The sequence below is a fragment of the Mycolicibacterium arenosum genome (genome assembly GCF_024320865.1).
GTDB lineage: Bacteria > Actinomycetota > Actinomycetes > Mycobacteriales > Mycobacteriaceae > Mycobacterium > Mycobacterium arenosum.
This window is the reverse complement of record NZ_JANDBD010000008.1, coordinates 120,629-136,797: the sequence shown is the minus strand read 5'-3', so window position 1 is coordinate 136,797 and position 16,169 is coordinate 120,629. Positions and strand designations below refer to the sequence as shown.

Annotated in this window: 15 protein-coding genes; 8 read left to right on the top strand and 7 right to left on the bottom strand. The window is 68.9% G+C overall.

All coding sequences use genetic code 11. The annotated features are described in order from the left end of the window. Window positions 1–95 precede the first annotated feature (95 nt). Genes NM203_RS19745 through NM203_RS19735 form a run of 3 tightly spaced genes read right to left on the bottom strand, consistent with a single transcriptional unit; the run spans window position 96 to window position 4,097 of the window. Complete coding sequence (locus NM203_RS19745; protein WP_255061965.1) at window positions 96–233, bottom strand: YbdD/YjiX family protein; 138 nt, start codon at window positions 231–233, stop codon at window positions 96–98. Then, window positions 233–2,521, bottom strand: a complete 2,289-nt coding sequence (locus NM203_RS19740) for a carbon starvation CstA family protein (RefSeq protein WP_255061963.1) — start codon at window positions 2,519–2,521, stop codon at window positions 233–235. The genes NM203_RS19745 and NM203_RS19740 overlap by 1 nt, the downstream gene beginning before the upstream one ends. A 46-nt stretch (window positions 2,522–2,567) precedes the next feature. Further along, window positions 2,568–4,097, bottom strand: a complete 1,530-nt coding sequence (locus NM203_RS19735) for an ATP-dependent DNA ligase (RefSeq protein WP_255061962.1) — start codon at window positions 4,095–4,097, stop codon at window positions 2,568–2,570. Window positions 4,098–4,193: 96 nt separating this feature from the next. Between NM203_RS19735 and NM203_RS19730 the strand changes: the two genes are divergently transcribed. Then, window positions 4,194–4,670 carry a type 1 periplasmic-binding domain-containing protein gene (locus NM203_RS19730; protein WP_255061961.1) on the top strand — a complete coding sequence of 159 codons (477 nt, stop codon included), beginning with the start codon at window positions 4,194–4,196 and terminating at the stop codon, window positions 4,668–4,670. Window positions 4,671–4,674: 4 nt separating this feature from the next. On the opposite strand, the gene NM203_RS19725 is transcribed toward NM203_RS19730, so the two are convergent. Then, window positions 4,675–6,216, bottom strand: a complete 1,542-nt coding sequence (locus NM203_RS19725) for a molybdopterin-dependent oxidoreductase (RefSeq protein ID WP_255061960.1) — start codon at window positions 6,214–6,216, stop codon at window positions 4,675–4,677. A 97-nt stretch (window positions 6,217–6,313) separates the two neighbouring features. Here NM203_RS19725 and NM203_RS19720 point away from each other — a divergent pair, with 97 nt between their 5' ends. The 4 genes from NM203_RS19720 to NM203_RS19705 all read left to right on the top strand — a co-directional run bounded on the left by NM203_RS19720 (window position 6,314) and on the right by NM203_RS19705 (window position 11,218). Beyond that, window positions 6,314–7,081 carry an SDR family NAD(P)-dependent oxidoreductase gene (locus NM203_RS19720; protein ID WP_255062275.1) on the top strand — a complete coding sequence of 256 codons (768 nt, stop codon included), beginning with the start codon at window positions 6,314–6,316 and terminating at the stop codon, window positions 7,079–7,081. Between the two features lie 75 nt (window positions 7,082–7,156). Further along, complete coding sequence (gene poxB, locus NM203_RS19715; protein WP_255061959.1) at window positions 7,157–8,893, top strand: ubiquinone-dependent pyruvate dehydrogenase; 1,737 nt, start codon at window positions 7,157–7,159, stop codon at window positions 8,891–8,893. Between the two features lie 76 nt (window positions 8,894–8,969). Then, complete coding sequence (locus tag NM203_RS19710) at window positions 8,970–10,154, top strand: acyl-CoA dehydrogenase family protein (protein ID WP_255061956.1); 1,185 nt, start codon at window positions 8,970–8,972, stop codon at window positions 10,152–10,154. Window positions 10,155–10,156: 2 nt separating this feature from the next. Beyond that, entirely contained in the window at window positions 10,157–11,218 is a 1,062-nt protein-coding gene (locus tag NM203_RS19705) for a phosphotransferase family protein (protein ID WP_255061955.1), read from the top strand. A 3-nt stretch (window positions 11,219–11,221) separates the two neighbouring features. On the opposite strand, the gene NM203_RS19700 is transcribed toward NM203_RS19705, so the two are convergent. Then, window positions 11,222–11,974, bottom strand: coding sequence for a sulfite exporter TauE/SafE family protein (locus NM203_RS19700; RefSeq protein WP_255061954.1), 753 nt, complete (start codon window positions 11,972–11,974; stop codon window positions 11,222–11,224). Between the two features lie 182 nt (window positions 11,975–12,156). On the opposite strand from NM203_RS19700, the gene NM203_RS19695 reads away from it, so the two are divergent. Then, on the top strand, window positions 12,157–12,633 hold the full coding sequence (locus NM203_RS19695; RefSeq protein WP_255061953.1) for an alpha-isopropylmalate synthase regulatory domain-containing protein: 477 nt from the start codon (window positions 12,157–12,159) through the stop codon (window positions 12,631–12,633). Here NM203_RS19695 and NM203_RS19690 read toward each other — a convergent pair. Continuing rightward, entirely contained in the window at window positions 12,630–12,989 is a 360-nt protein-coding gene (locus NM203_RS19690; RefSeq protein ID WP_255061952.1) for a hypothetical protein, read from the bottom strand. The two genes, NM203_RS19695 and NM203_RS19690, sit on opposite strands and share 4 nt — an antisense overlap. A 34-nt stretch (window positions 12,990–13,023) precedes the next feature. Then, window positions 13,024–14,505, bottom strand: a complete 1,482-nt coding sequence (locus tag NM203_RS19685; protein WP_255061951.1) for a cytochrome P450 — start codon at window positions 14,503–14,505, stop codon at window positions 13,024–13,026. Window positions 14,506–14,638: 133 nt separating this feature from the next. Here NM203_RS19685 and NM203_RS19680 point away from each other — a divergent pair, with 133 nt between their 5' ends. Continuing rightward, window positions 14,639–15,268, top strand: coding sequence for a TetR/AcrR family transcriptional regulator (locus NM203_RS19680; protein ID WP_255061950.1), 630 nt, complete (start codon window positions 14,639–14,641; stop codon window positions 15,266–15,268). 29 nt (window positions 15,269–15,297) lie between these two features. Further along, complete coding sequence (locus NM203_RS19675) at window positions 15,298–16,167, top strand: SDR family oxidoreductase (protein WP_255061949.1); 870 nt, start codon at window positions 15,298–15,300, stop codon at window positions 16,165–16,167. Window positions 16,168–16,169 lie beyond the last annotated feature (2 nt).

The window sequence follows — 16,169 nt, the reverse complement described above, 5'->3', positions numbered from 1 at the left end:
AGAAGTCGCAGGTGTCCTCTTTCGGACCCCCGTCCCAGTGCAAGTGGACACGGCGCGGGGTGTTACCGATCCCAACTTTCGTGCCGCGGGGGACGTCAGCAGCAGCGGGACTGCGGGTTGGCCTCGGTGGCGGCGTGGCGCATGCGCCAGTACTCGGCCTCGGTGGGCACCGGCTCTCCGGGATGGGTGCGGGCCCGCAGGTCGAGGTAGCGCCGATAGTGGTTGTCGCCCATCAATGACCCCCAGTACCAACGGATCTTGCGCGCGAATTCGGCAAAGCGTCCCACTGCTTCTGCACCTCCTTCTCGGCCTTCGTCGCGATCAGCCCGGACGGCGCGAAGATCCGCGAGGGCACGGGTTCGTCCTCCGACAGCGTCGCGGTGTCGCCACGTCGGATGGCGCGCACCGACATCACCACGCCCGCCGCGAACACGACGACGACGAGCACGGCGAAGATGATCGACAGCGTGCCCTGCACGAACGTGTTGTAGATGACGTTGTCGATCTGACTCGGATCCTTGGCGGCGCCGAACGCGGTCTTGCCCGCCTCCTTGGCATCGACGTACTGAGCTCGCTGCGCCCAATACCCGACCTTGGGATCGGCGGAGAAGATCTTCTGCCACGACGCGGTCATCGTGACGATCAGGTCCCACATCAGCGGAACTCCGGGAATCCACGCCCATTTCAGCAGGCCGCGTTTGATGACGACGACGGTGACCACGGTCAGCGCGATCGCCGCGAGCAGCTGGTTGGCGATGCCGAACAGCGGGAACAGCGTGTTGATGCCGCCCTGCGGGGCCGTCACGCCGATCAGCAGGAAGTAACCCCACGCGGCCACCACGACGACGCTGCAGATCCACGCACCGACTCGCCAGCTCGGGTTCTGCAGCTTGCGCAGCGGCCCGCCCAGGTTGCCCAGCGCGTCCGACAGCATGAAACGCGCGACACGAGTGCCCGCGTCGACCGTCGTGAGGATGAACAGCGCCTCGAACATGATCGCGAAGTGGTACCAGAACGCCTTCAAGCTCTGGCCGCCGAAGACCTGATGCAGCACCTCGGACATGCCGAACGCCAGCGTCGGTGCACCACCGGTCTTCGACACGATCGAGTTCTCGCCGACACCTTCTGCCGCGGCCGCGATCTCGTCCCCGGTGATCGGCGCGCCCGACAGGCCGAGGCCGTTCACGAAGTCCGCCGCGGTGTTCACGTCGGTGCCGGTTGAGGCGGCAGGCGAGTTCATCACGAAGTAGAGGTGCTGATTCAGGATCGCCGCGGTGATGAGCGCCATGATCGCGACGAACGACTCGGTCAGCATGCCGCCGTAGCCGATCAGCCGCATCTGACTTTCCTTCTCGAGCAGCTTCGGTGTGGTGCCCGAGGAGATCAGCGAGTGGAACCCGGATAGCGCTCCACAAGCGATCGTGATGAACAGGAACGGGAACAGCGAGCCCGCGAACACCGGCCCGGTGCCGCTCGACGCGAACGACGACACCGCGGGCGCCTGCATCACCGGCTGGGCGATGAGGATGCCGATCGCGAGCAGCACGATGGTGCCGACCTTCATGAACGTCGACAGGTAGTCCCGGGGCGCCAGCAGCAGCCACACCGGCAGCACCGACGCAGCCAGCCCGTAGATGATGATGCACCAGGACAGCGTCACCTTCGACAGCGTGAACCACTCGGTACCCCAGTCGGTTTCGGCCACCCAGCCGCCACTCGCCACGGCGAGGAGCAGCAGGACGACGCCGATCAGCGAGACCTCGGACACCCGGCCCGGCCGCAGGAACCTCAGGTACAGGCCCATGAAGATGGCGATCGGAATGGTCATCGCGATCGAGAACACGCCCCACGGGCTCTCCGAGAGCGCGTTGACGACGACGAGCGCCAGTACAGCCAGCAGGATCACCATGATGATCAGCACGCCGACGATGGCCGCGGCACCGCCGATGGTGCCGAGTTCGTCCTTGGCCATCTGGCCCAGTGAGCGGCCGCGGCGCCGCGTCGAGATCGACAGCACCAGGTAGTCCTGGACGCACCCCGCGAAGACCGCGCCGACGATGATCCAGATGGTCCCCGGCAGGTAGCCCATCTGCATCGCCAGCACCGGGCCGACCAGCGGACCCGCTCCCGCGATCGCGGCGAAGTGGTGCCCGAAGAGCACCCGCCGGTCGGTCGGCATGTAGTCGGTGGCGTTCTCGAAAACCTCTGCCGGAGTGGCGTTGTCGTCACGCGGCTTGACGATCTTCATCTCGATCAGACGCGCGTAGAAGCGATAGCCGATGACGTAGGTGCAGACCGCGGCGATCACGAACCAGACGGCGTTGACGGTCTCACCGCGGAAGAACGCGATGATGGCCCACGCGACCGCACCGACCAGTGCGATGACGCCGAAGATGATCTTGTGCTTGGTGGTGATGGGGGAGCGGTCGACGATCGCCACCGGCGGATCATCGGAATCCGTCCTGATGTAGGTGATGTCGCCGTCGGTTTCCTCGGTGCGCTCCGATGGTGGTGCAGACATGGGTTCGATCCTGTCAAAGGGTGAGACGAGATTGGGCGGAACGCGACTAACGCTCGTAAAGCGCTCGCACGGTCTCGACGGTATCCGCCTCCCCTGGCGTCTTGTCGTCGCGGTAGCGCACGACACGGGCGAAGCGCAGCGCCATGCCGCCCGGATACCGGCTGGAGCCCTGCACGCCGTCGAGGGCGATCTCCACGACCTGTTCGGGGCGCACCCTGACGACGTAACCGTCGGTGGGGCCGTCCGCGATCTCGAGGAAGCGCTCGGTCTGCCACGCCAGCATCTCGTCGGTCATGCCCTTGAAGGTCTTGCCGAGCATGACGAATCCGCCGGTTGCGGGATCGCGGGCGCCGAGGTGGATGTTCGACAGCTTGCCCGTGCGGCGACCCGAGCCCCACTCGATCGCCAGCACCACGAGATCGAGGGTGTGCACCGGCTTCACCTTGAGCCAGCCCGCGCCGCGGCGGCCGGCCTCGTAGGGCGCGGTGGGCGACTTCGCCATCACGCCCTCGTGGCCCGCGGCGAGTGTCCGGTCCAGGAACGCCTGCGCTGCGGTCGCGTCGGCGGTCTGCAGTCGGTCGACGCGCTGGTCGCCGGGCACGATCGCGTCGAGCAGCGCGGACCGTTCGGCGGCGGGCAGGTCCAGCACGTCGGTGCCGTCGACGTGCAGCAGGTCGAAGAAGAACACCGACAGCGGGGCGGCGCCCGTGTCGCGGCCCGCGCGCTTGCCGAACCGCGACGCCGTGACCTGGAACCGGTCCGGCCTGCCGTCGGGGCGCAGCGCGATGGCCTCGCCGTCGGCGATCAACGTCGTGACGGGCAGCGCACGGGTCGCGTCGACGACCTCCGGCAGCCGATCGGTCACGTCGTCGAGGCTGCGCGTGTACACCGAGATCCGATCCCCGTCGCGGTGGATCTGCACACGGGCGCCATCCAGCTTCGCCTCGAAAACCGCTGTGCCGCCCAGTTTCTCGAGAGCGGCATCGACGCCGGTGGCGGTCTGGGCGAGCATCGGGCCGACCGGCGTTCCGACCGTCAGCCGGAACTGCGCGAGCGCGTCGGCGCCGCCGGTGAGCGCGGCCGCGGCGACGGCGGGCAGCGCACCGCCCAGCATGGCGGCCCGACGCACCTCGGGTGCGGGCAGCCCGGACGCGGCGGCGACGGCGTCGGCCATCACCCCCACGAGGGCGCCCTGGCGCAGTTCGCCGCCGAGCAGGCGACGCAGGAACGTCTGTTCCGCCTCGGTGGCGGCACCGAACGTCGCGCCGAGCAGTTCCGCCCGCCGGGTCTGCGAGCCCTTACCCGCGACCGCGCCGATCTCGGTGAACACCGCGTCGACGCCGTGCACCGTCAGCGACGGCTGATCCGCCGGCTCCGGCAGCGCGCGAAGCGACGCCCACCCCACGCCGATCTGGCGCTGCGGCAGTTCACCCGAGAGCCACGACACGATCACGGCGACGAGGGCGGCGTCGTCCCCGGCGCGCTCCAGCAGGTCGGAGATCAGCCGGGTCTTGGCGGACCGCGCGGAGACGGCGCCCACCTCCGCGGAGGCTCGTGCGACGTCGACGAGGAGCATGAGCCCACCCTGGCACGGGGGTCGGACACGGTGTGTCGGTGGGGACTGGCATGCTCGCGATCCGTCAGTTCGGGGAACAGGTTCGGGGGGAACGACATGACCGTTGGAAAGGGTCGCAAAGCGCATCGTCCGTGCGGCAGGCACCGCAGGCACGTGCCGCGCACGCTGCATCTGATCGATCTGGAGAACCTGTGCCGGGTCACGCCGCGGTCGGTGAGTAGGGCATGGCGGCTCTACACCGCCAGCGTGGGGGTCTACAACGACGACGGGGTGATGGTCGCCGTCGACGTGTCGCGGGCGTTCACCGTCGCGGATGCGCTGCCCAGCGGTATCCGCTTGCTCACCGGTCGGGGCCGCAACGGCGCCGATCGGGCGCTACTTCAGGCAGTCGACATCGCCTGGGCGAAGCGCTGTTTCGAGCGAGTGGTGGTGGCTTCGGGGGATCACGTGTTCGCGCCGACCGTGCGTGAGTGCCTGGCCGCCGACATGGCGGTCGAAGTGGTGACCGGCGGCGGGGTGGCTCGCGTGCTCACCGAGACCGGGGTGACGGTGCACCGACTGACGGCGGCGTGAGGCTTCAGGTGACCGCGAACGCCACCGTGTGCCAACCGGTGGCCCCGTCGGGAACCACGTCGGCCAGGTCAGCGGTCTGCACGACGCCGTCGCCGTCGGTGGCCCGCACCCGGATCTCGTGCGGTCCCTCGCCGCGGGCGTCCCACTGGTAGCTCCACAGTCGCCAGGTCTCGTTCGAGTACTGCTCGCCCAGTTCCGCGGGTATCCACTCGCCGTCGTCGATGCTGACCTCGACGGCGCGCACGCCGCGGTTCTGCGCCCACGCCACCCCGCCGAACGTCACCGGACCCGGCCGCACGTCCTGCCCGCTGCGCGGCACGTCGATCCGCGATTGAGTCTTGATCGGCCCGCGTGCCGACCAGCCCAGTCGCGTCCAGTACGCCTGCGCGCGGTCGAACCGGGTCAGCTCGAGGTCGACGACCCACTTGGTCGCCGACACGTAGCCGTACAGACCGGGAACGACGAGCCGCGCCGGATAACCGTGCTCGGTGGGCAGCGGCGCGCCGTTCATCGCGACGGCCAGCAGTGCGTCCCGGTCGTCGGTGAGCGCCTCGGTGGGAGTGCCCGCGGTGAAGCCGTCGATGGACGTGGACATGACCATGTCGGCGTCGGCGTGAACACCGGCCTGAGCCAGCAGATCCCGCACCCGGTAGCCGGTCCAGGTGGCGTTCGAGATGAGGTCGCCGCCGACGGGATTCGAGACACACGTCAGCGTGACGACCTTCTCGATCACCTCGAAGCGGTCCAGAGCGGCGAAGTCGAGCTCCACCTCGCGGTCGACCATGCCGTGGATCCGCAGTCGCCACGCGTCGCGGCTGAGCTGGGGGACCGACAGCGCGGTGTCGATGCGGTAGAAGTCCGCGTTGGGAGTGACGAACGGGGGCAGGGTCACGCCTTTCGGCTGCACCCCCGGCGGAATCGGTGCGGCCTCGACCGCGGGGGTCGGCAGCTGGAAGGCGGTGCGATCGCCGGAGACCGAGGTCCTGGCGCGGGTCCACACCGCGCCCGCTACGCCGGCCACCGCGCCGCCTGCCAGGAACCCCAGCGTGATCAGCGACAATCGGCGACCTCGGTCGGGTGCGTCCGCTGCGGGGTCGGCGGCGGGGCTCGCGTCGGTGAATCGGCCCGACACCAGCAGCCGCAGGGTCGCGACGCCGCAGACGGCCCCGGCGAGCGTGGGCAGGACGTCGTACCAGGCGGAGCCCGCCCGGCTGAGCACGGCGGCACTGCCCGCGATCCCGGCCAGCACGATCGCGATGCTGCCCAGTGGTACTCGGCTGGTCTCCAGGGTGGACGTGAGCGCTGCGATGACCGCGATGACGCCGAGCACCAGGATCGACAGCGCCAACTTGTCGGCGGTGCCGAACAGCTGAATCGCCCACTCCTTGACCGGCCCCGGCGTCAGGTCGATGACGGCGGACCCCACCGCGGTCCGCGAATCGGCCTGCGCTCCGAATGGCACCGCCGCGAGTTGGGCGACGCCGATCGCGACCGCTGCTGTGGCGACGCCGACGAGTCCGCTGGGGCGGGCGACCGCTGTGGGCATGTCGCCCAAGGTACCGAGTCCGGGTGCCGAAAGGCTTACCGTAAAGTGACCTCGCCAGGTGCGTTACACACTGAGCTGAATGTGGAAAGGGAGTTGGATGGAGATCTCGGGCAAGAAGGCGATCGTCGTCGGGGGTGCGTCGGGCTTCGGCAGGTCCACGGCGGAGACTCTCGTCAAGCGTGGGGCCAGCGTGGCGATCCTCGATCGGCCGCAGTCGGAGGGCAAGGACGTCGCCGCCGAGATCGGGGCGAGCTTCTTCGAAGTGGACGTCACCGACTTCGCGGGCACCGAGACCGTCCTCAACGAGGCCATCGAGGCGCTCGGCGGCCTGCACATCATCGTCACGACCGCGGGCGGCGGCATCGGCGAGCGCACCATCAAGAAGGACGGGCCGCACAGCCTGGATTCGTTCCGGCAGACCGTCGACCTGAACCTCATCGGCTCGTTCAACATCAGCAGGCTCGCCGCCTGGCAGATGAGCAAGCAGGAGCCCGTCGACGACGAGGCCGAAGAGCGCGGCGTCATCATCAACACCGCCTCGATCGCCGCGTTCGAAGGCCAGATCGGACAGGTCGCCTACACCGCGTCCAAGGCCGCCATCGCCGGCATGTGTCTGACCATGGCCCGCGACCTCGGCAGCCTGGGCATCCGGGTGCTCGCCATCGCCCCGAGCCTGTTCGCGACCGGACTGACCAAGGGGATTCCCGACGAGTTCGCCACCGCGCTCACCAAGGACGCGGCGTTCCCGAAGCGTCTCGGCAAGCCCGAGGAGTACGCGAAGCTCGTCACCGCGATCGTCGACAACCCGATGCTGAACGGCCAGTGCATCCGCCTCGACGCCGGGCAGCGCTTCGCCCCCAAGTAAGTAGAGTGATCTCGGCGTGAAAACGTTCGCCCAGCGATCGTTTTCACGCCGAAATCACGATTACGGGAGGCGCGGATGGCCACGGTTGCTGCTCAACTGATCGAGGCACTCACCCGCAGCGGCGTGCGCCGCGTCTACGGCCTCCCCGGCGACAGCCTCAACGGCTTCACCGACGCCATCCGGCGCTCCGGCGACGTCAGCTGGGAGCACGTCCGGCACGAGGAGAACGCCGCGTTCGCGGCTGCGGCCGACGCGGCACTCACCGGGCAGCTGGCGGTCTGCGCGGGCAGTTGCGGGCCGGGCAACCTGCACCTGATCAACGGCCTGTACGACGCTCAGCGCAGTCGGGTGCCGGTGCTGGCGATCGCCGCCCACATCCCGCGCAGTGAGATCGGATCGGAGTACTTCCAGGAGACGCGCCCGCAGGATCTGTTCCGCGAGTGCAGCGTGTTCTGCGAACTCGTCGGCACGCCCGAGATGGCGCCGCGCATCATCGAGATGGCGATGCGCGCCGCGGTCGAGGAGAACGGCGTAGCGGTCGTCGTCATCCCCGGCGAGATCTTCCTGTCGCAGGGCCCCGACACCGGCTGGTTGACCCGGCCGATAGCACCCACCCGGTCGGTCGTGCGCCCCGACGACGCGTCGCTGCGCCGGGCCGCGGACATCCTGAACGCCGCCGAGCGCGTCACGATCCTCGGTGGCGCAGGGGCGGCGGGCGCCCACGACCAACTGATCCGGCTGGCGGGCACCCTCAAGGCGCCTGTCGTGCACGCCCTGCGCGGCAAGGAGTTCATCGAGTACGACAACCCGTACGACGTCGGAATGACCGGGCTGCTCGGCTTCCACTCCGGGTACAAGGCGATCAAGGAATCCGACGCTCTGCTGATGCTCGGCACCGACTTCCCCTACGGGCAGTTCTATCCCGATCACGGCCGGGTCATCCAGGTCGACGTGCGGGGCCGCAACCTCGGCAGGCGCACCCCGATCGAACTCGGTCTGGTCGGGACGGTCGCCGATACCCTCGACGCGCTGCAGCCGATGCTCGTGGACAAACTGGACGCCACGCACCTGGATCGCTCGCTCAAGCACTATCGCAAGACTCGCAAGACCCTGGACTCGCTTGCGGTCAACGACCGTGACAAGCAGCCGATCCGCCCGGAATACCTTGCCGGACTGGTGGATCGGCTGGCCGCCGACGACGCTGTGTTCACCGTGGACGTCGGTTCGCCCGTGGTGTGGGCGGCGCGTTACCTGACCATGAACGGCAGGCGCAGGCTCGTCGGCTCCTTCAACCACGGGACGATGGCGTGCGCGCTGCCGCTCGCGATCGGAGCGCAGACCGCGTTTCCACGGCGCCAGGTGGTGGCGTTCGCGGGCGACGGCGGCCTCACGATGTCGTTCGGTGAACTGATCACGTTGAGCCAGAACGGGTTACCCGTCAAGGTGGTGCTCTTCAACAACTCGTCGCTGAACTTCGTCGAGCTCGAGATGAAGGCCGCGGGCATCGTCAACTTCGGAACCGATCTCGTCAACCCGGACTTCGCCGCGGTGGCTCGCGCGATGGGGTTGTACGGCCGACGTGTCGAGGCGCCGGGCGATCTGGAGGGCGCGCTCGCCGAGGCCTTCGCGCACGATGGCCCCGCGGTCGTCGACGTCGTGACCGCCCGCCAGGAGCTCTCGATCCCGCCGGCGATCACCGCCGAACAGGCGAAGGGATTCTCGCTGTACGCGATCCGGACCATCCTCGCCGGCCGGGGTGACGAACTGCTCGATCTGGTGACCACCAACGTCGCGCGCCGGCTGCTCGACTGACGGCGAGCTGTTCCCAGGAGAACCAGCGTCGGCATTCCGCCACGAGGATCGCGGGGTCCCCGCCACGATGTAGCACATGGTCGTCGACGCCCCCGCCGTAACGAATCCCACTTCCCTCGCCCGTGGCCTGCGTGAGCTGGTCCGCGCGGAAGCCGCCGAGTCCGAGCGACTGCGCACGCTGGCGCCCGCGATCGTCGAGGGGATGTGGGCGTCCGGGCTGATGGCCTCCTTCAATCCGGTCGCGGCGGGCGGGGTCGAGCCGAGCTTCACGGAGATGATCGAGACCTGGATCGAAATGGCCTGGCAGGACGGCTCCTTCGGGTGGATCGGGATCGCCAACCTGCCCTCGTCGTTCGCCGCCGCGGCCTACCTGCCCGATGACGGATTCGCGGAGGTGTTCACCGCCAACGCCAACCGGGTCACCATGGGCGGCCAGTTCTTCCCGAACGGGACCGGCGAGGCGGGCGACGGCGGCTTCCGGCTCACCGGGGCGTGGAGCTTCGGGTCCGGCACCGGCCACGCCGAGTACGTCGCCGCGGGGTTCATGCCGACCGACGACGGGCAGCCCCGCCTGCTCGCCGAGGGCGTGCCGGACATGCGCGTCGCGATCGTGCCCCGCGACGAGGTGATCTTCGAGGACGGCTGGCATGTGCAGGGGCTCAAGGGCACCGGCTCCTACGACTACGCGATTCAGGACGTGTTCGTGCCGGAGTCCCGGACCTTCGAACTCTTCGCCCGCACCCCGGTGCGCGGTGCTTCGCCCGCCACCCGAATGGGTCTCATGCCGGTGACCGCGGCGGGCCACGCGTCGTGGGCGCTGGGCGTGGCCAAGAGCATGCTCGATGACGTGCAGGAGCTCGCCGCCACGAAGTTCCGGATGAGCGACATGGCCTCCCTGGCGAGCAGGCCGACGTTCCAGAAGGGCCTCGCCCATCACGTCGCGGCGTGGCGTGCCGCGCGACTGCTGGTGCTCGACGCGTTCACGTGCGCCGAAGCCGCCGTCGCCGCGGGCGGGGAGCTGACGCCGGTTCTGCGCGCCGACATGCGCGTCGCCGCCGTGTACGCGACCGACGTGGCGCGCGCGTGCGCGGAGTGGGCGCATCTGGCGGCCGGTACCAGTTCGATCCGCGAGGGCAGCAGGCTCGAGCGCGCCTTCCGCGATATCTACACCGGCACGCAGCACGCCTTCATCAGCGAGAAGGTCGCCATCGACGCGGCGCAGATCTGGCTCGGCGTCATCGACGACCAGTTCGGGCTCTGAGCGTGGTCGATGACGCGAGCGCGCTGCCGACGCTCGATGACGCCGATCGCGATGCGGTGCAGGCGTGGGTTCGCAAGCAGGGCCTCGGTTCCGACGTCACCGACGTCGCCCCACTGACCGGAGGCACCCAGAACATCGTGGTGCACCTGCGCATCGACGGCAGGCCGATGGTGTTGCGCAGACCGCCCCTGCACCCGCGGCCGACGAGCGACAAGACGATGCTGCGTGAGATCGCGGTGCTCCGCACCTTGGCAGGCACCGACGTCCCCCATCCCGGCTTCATCGCCGGATGCGACGACCTCGACGTGCTCGGCGTCGTGTTCTACCTCATGGAGGAGGTCGACGGGTTCAACCCCGGCAACGAGGTTGCGGCGCCGTACGTCTCGCACCCCGAGATGCGCCATCGGGTCGGGTTGTCGTACGCGGCCAGCCTGGCCCGGCTCGGCGACGTGGCCTGGGAGGGCAGTCCGCTGGCCGCCATCCGCAAGCCGGGATCCTTTCTCGAGCGCCAGGTTCCGCAGTTCCTCGGCCTGCTCGAGAGCTACCGCCACGACGGCTACGACCCCGCGACCATGCCCGCAGACGAGCTGGCGCGGTGGCTGAACGACAACCGGCCCGCCGACGGCGAACCGGGCATCATGCACGGCGACGCTCACCTGAACAACGTCCTGCTCCATCGTGAGCGACCCGAGTTGGCGGCGTTCATCGACTGGGAGATGTGCACCGTCGGCGATCCGCTGCTGGACCTCGGCTGGATGATGGTGTGCTGGCCGAGCGGGATCAACACGATCAACGCCGGCGCCGAACTGGCCTCGCTCGGCGGACTGGCAACACGCGCCGAGCTTCTCGACGCCTACCTCGCCGCGAGCGGGCGAACCGCCGACGCGCTCGACTGGTACGTCGCGCTCGCGTGCTTCAAGCTCGGCATCGTCATCGAGGGCACGTGGTCGCGGTACCTGGCGGGCCGGGCCAATCGCGAAGCGGGGGAGCGTCTGCACGAGTCCGCCGTCGGCCTCCTGGAGCTCGGGACACGGGTGGCCAAGGGCGACAACCCGTTCGAGTGAGCCTCAGCGGTAGGTGTCGAACCCGAGCTTGATCGCCAGCGCGAGTGCCGCGGCGGCGATCACCAGCCGCATCGGCCCCGCAGGTGCCCGGCGGACCACCACGGGCCCCAGCCGCGCCCCGAGCAGGCATCCCAGCGCCATCGGCACCACCGCGGTCCAGGCGACCGGCGACAACACGATGAAGATCACCGCGGCCACCAGGTTTGCGACGCCCAGCACGACGTTCTTGGTCGCGTTGGCGTCGGCCAGCGTGCGGGCGCCGACGCGCAGGAAGAGCGCGAGCATGAGTACACCGGCCGCCGCGCCGAAGAAGCCTCCGTATACGCAGATCCCGAACAGGGCCGCACCGATCAGAACCGTCCGCGCGGTGGTCGGTGGCGCGGGCTCGGCGTCCTTGCGATGCGGGAGCGCGATGACGAGTGCCGAGGAGGCCAGCAGGATCGGCACGGCGTTCTCGAAGCCCTCGGCGGGAATGGTCAACAGCAGGGCCGCGCCCGCCGCTCCGCCCGCGACGCCGATCGGCACGAACCTCCTGAGCAGGTCCCGCTGATCGCGGAGTTCGGGCAGCGACCCCGACACCGAACCGACGCCGTTGAACACCAGCGCGACGGTGTTGGTGACGTTGGCGGTGACCGGCGGCAGGCCGATCAGCAGCAGGGCGGGATAGGTGGACACCGAGGCCAGGCCCGCGATGCTGCCCGCCAGGCCGCCACCGATGCCCGCCGCGAAGAGCAGGAACCACTCGGCGACCGTCACAGCCGCAGAACCCTAGCCGAAAAGGTGTTTGCGCCACCTGTGCGACGAGGTCTACTGTCGCTTCCGTGCGTCACATCCTCGTAGTAGCTCCCCACAGCGGGGTCTGATCTCGGACCGACCCCCCGCTGTGGGTCGGAAGCTACTGCCAGTCGGTCACTCGTCAACGAGAGAAGACCGACGCCATGACCGCTCCACCACAACCCCAGTCGCGTTTCGCGGAGTTGTTCGACGCGCCTCTGCCGCGCGGCCTGCGTGAGGAGGTCGCCGAGATGGATTGGACCCGAGTCATCGCCAGCCACAGTCCCGCCGGCGGGCCGGTGCGACTACGTCAATGGGAGTGCACCGATGCGCAGCGGCCGGCGAGCAGGCTGGGGCCGCAAGCCCGCAACTACCGCGCCACCATCGCCGTCGGCGACTCCATCAGCACCTGCACCGCCGCCGGGAGCGGTCCCGTCGCCGCCCTGACGGTCATGCTGCACGCCCGTGGGGTTCCCGTGGAACTGCTGAGGTTCCACCAGCTCGATTCGGCCGCCGGCATCACGACGTTCGTGCGGGGCACCGACGGCGCGCACGCCGAGTGGGGCATGGGCGTGTCGGACGACGCCACCGAGTCGGCGCTGAGCGCCGTCGTGGCGTGCGCGAACAGGCTCGCCTGCTAGCGGCCGCCCCTGGTCAGCGCCCAGGCGCCGAAACCGACTGCCGCAGCGGGCACTCCGATCATCGCGGCCGCGCTGATCGGCTTCACGTCCGCCCTGCCCAGCGTGCCCGCCGCGCCATCGGCGACATCGCACGCGAGGCCGACCGCCGCCCAGCTTCTGCGCCGGTCGCCGCGGGACGTCACCGTGCCCAGTCCGACGACGACGTCACGGACGCCGAACAGCCGCCACGCGTAGCGCGCCTGGCCGTCGGGTTCGGAGAAGCCGAACAGTCTCGCGGTCAGGTCCGGCTTGGCCCACGCCATGGCGCCGATGCCGATCCGCATCGCGGCCAGCGAGACGATGCCCGCGGTCGCCAATCCGTCTCGCCGAGTTGACGATTCGTTCGGCACGTCAGCGCAGCGGTCGCAGGACGATGTGCATCCCGTCCTTGGGCACCGGCATGCCGCCGTAGTCCCACTCGGTGGTGTAACCGGAGTGCGGCAGTTCCAGCCGGTACTTACGCAGCAGTCGGTGCAGGATCGTCTTCACCTCGAACTGGCCGAAGGCCATGCCGATGCACTTGTGCGCGCCGCCGCCGAACGGGGAGAACGCGTAGCGGTGCTGCTTGTGCTCGTTGCGCGGCTCGGTGAAGCGCAGCGGGTCGAACTTCATCGGGTCCGGGTAGAACTCCTCGAGCCGGTGGTTCATGCCCGGGTACGCGATGACGTTGGTGCCCTTGGGCAGGTAGTGGCCGAGGAGCTCGGTGTCGCGCACCGTCTGGCGCATCGCCCACTGCACCGGCGTCACCAGCCGGATCGACTCGTTCATCACCAGATCCAGAGACTCGAGCTTGTCGAGCGATTCGATGTCCGCGGGACCGTCACCGAGACGGTCGGACTCGTCGCGGCAGCGTTCCTGCCACTCCGGATTCTTCGCCAGGTGGTAGATCATCGTGGTGGCCGTGGACGTCGACGTGTCGTGCGCGGCCATCATCAGGAAGATCATGTGGTTGACGATGTCGTCGTCGGAGAACTTGTTGCCGTCCTCGTCCTCGGTCTGGCACAACACCGTCAGCAGGTCCGAGCCCTCCTTGCCGCGGCGCTCGGCGACACGGGCGCGGAAGTAGTCCTCGAGCAGTTCGCGTGCCTTCAGGCCGCGCCACCACGTGAACGGCGGGACACCGGTGCGGATGATCGCGTTGCCCGCACGGGTGGTGGTGGTGAACGCCTTGTTGACCTTCGTCACGAGTTCGTGGTCGGAGCCCGGCTCGTGGCCCATGAACACCATCGACGCGATGTCGAGCGTGAGTTCCTTCATCGCGGGATACATCAGGAACCGCGAGTCGTTCGTGACCCAGTCGTTGGCGATGACCTGGGTGACGACCTGGTCGACCTGCTCCTGGTATCCGACCAGCCGGGTGCGGACGAACGCCTCCTGCATGATCCGCCGGTGGTACATGTGCTCGTCGAAGTCGAGGAGCATCAGGCCGCGGTGGAAGAACGGGCCGATCACCGGCACCCAGCCCTGCTGCGAGAAGTCCTTGTTGCGATTCGAGTAGACGGCCTGCGCGGCGTCGGGGCCGAGTGCGGCGACCGCGGCGAGCGCGGGGGAGTCGGCGTAGTAGAGCGGGCCGTACTTGCGGTAGAGGTGCAGCAGGTAGTCGGGGCCGCCGCGGAACATCTCGACCATGTGGCCGACGACCGGCAGCCCCGCGTCGCCCATGATCGTCTTCAGGTCGCTGCCGGGCGGCGGGGTCGCCATCGGCTTCTGCGGGAAGTCGGTCTGCAACAGCCTGCGCTCGAGTGCGCCCATGCCGGGGAAGTTGGTGATCGACGGTGTGAACCGCCGCTTGGCCTTGTCGAGCAAATACTCGGGGGTGCTGATCGTCGCCATCGGCAATCTCCTAGGGCTGGGACATTCGGCGAGGTGATGTGTGCGATCTCACTCGCCAGCACCATCCTGTAGGGCAGACTTGACGCATGTCAAGTTTTGATGGAGCGCGTCGCGGATGCAAAGGTTGTTGCCCATGACCGCCGACCCGGCTCCATCACCGCAGGCTCGCCGCAGCCGCGGCGACCGGCAGCGGGAGGCGATCGTCGCCGCGGTGCGTGAGCTGCTCGAGGACCACGCGTTCGCCGACCTCTCCGTCAGCACCATCAGTGAGAAGGCCGGCGTCGCGCGATCGGGGTTCTACTTCTACTTCGACTCCAAGTACGACGTCCTCGCGTTCATCGTCAAGGACGCCCTCGCCGAGCTCGACGACCTCACTCACGACTTCGCACCCCGCGATCCCGAGGAGTCGCCGCAGGCCTTCGCCAAGCGCATGGTCGGCAGCGCCGCCGCGGTTTTCGCGAGCAACGACCCGATCATGGCCGCCAGCACCATCGCGCAGAACACGGACTCGCAGATCCGCGAGATGATGAACGACTTCGAGGACGCCCTGATCGAGAAGATCGTGACGGTCGTCAAGCAGGACTCCGGCGCCCGGCCGATCTCCGACGACGTCGCGGGCCTCGTCCGGATGCTGACCGCGACGACGGCGATGACGCTGTCCCGCGACAGCGCCTTCGTCGGCAGGCGCGGCGATGCCGGCCGCGCCGTCGCCGTCCTCGAGGCGCTGTGGCTCAACGCGCTGTGGGGCGGCGGTCACGTCTGATCCCGCGGGCTGATCGGTAGGGTCACGGCATGACGGTCAAGGACTTCGCGGGTAAGCGGTGCCTCCTCACCGGTGCGGCCAGCGGGATCGGCCGGGCGACGGCGCTCGTGCTCGCGGCCGAGGGCGCCGAACTGTTCCTCACGGACCGCAACGGCGAGGGGTTGGCGGAAACGGTCGCCGACTGTCGAGCCCTGGGCGCCGAGGTCACCGCGCACCGAGTGCTCGACGTCTCCGATCACGACCAGGTGGCCGCGTTCGCCGCGGACATCCACGAGGCCATCGGAGGCGCCGCCCCCGCAGTGGACGTGGTGATGAACATCGCCGGGGTGTCAGCGTGGGGGACGGTCAGCACGCTCGACCATCGACACTGGGAGTCGATGGTCAACATCAACCTGATGGGCCCCATTCACGTCATCGAGAACTTCGTGCCGCCGATGGTGAAGGCCGGCCGCGGCGGGCACCTGGTGAACGTGTCGTCGGCGGCGGGCCTGGTGGCACTGCCGTGGCACGCGGCCTACAGCGCCAGCAAGTACGGTCTACAAGGCGTCAGCGAGGTGCTGCGCTTCGACCTGGCACGCCACAAGATCGGCGTGTCGCTCGTCGTCCCCGGTGCCGTGAAAACCCCGCTGGTCCAGACCGTGGAGATCGCGGGTGTGGATCGCGACCATCCGCAGGTGCGTAAGTGGGTGGACCGGTTCGGCGGCCACGCGGTCACTCCCGAGCACGTCGCGGACCGCATTCTGGTCGGCGTTCGCCGCAACCGCTACCTGGTCTACACGTCTCCCGACATTCGCGCGCTCTACCTGTTCAAGCGGCTGGCGTGGTGGCCCTACAGCGTCGCGATGCGGCAGGTGAACGTCATCTTCACCCGCGCCCTGCGGCCCACCAAAACACGGTGAGC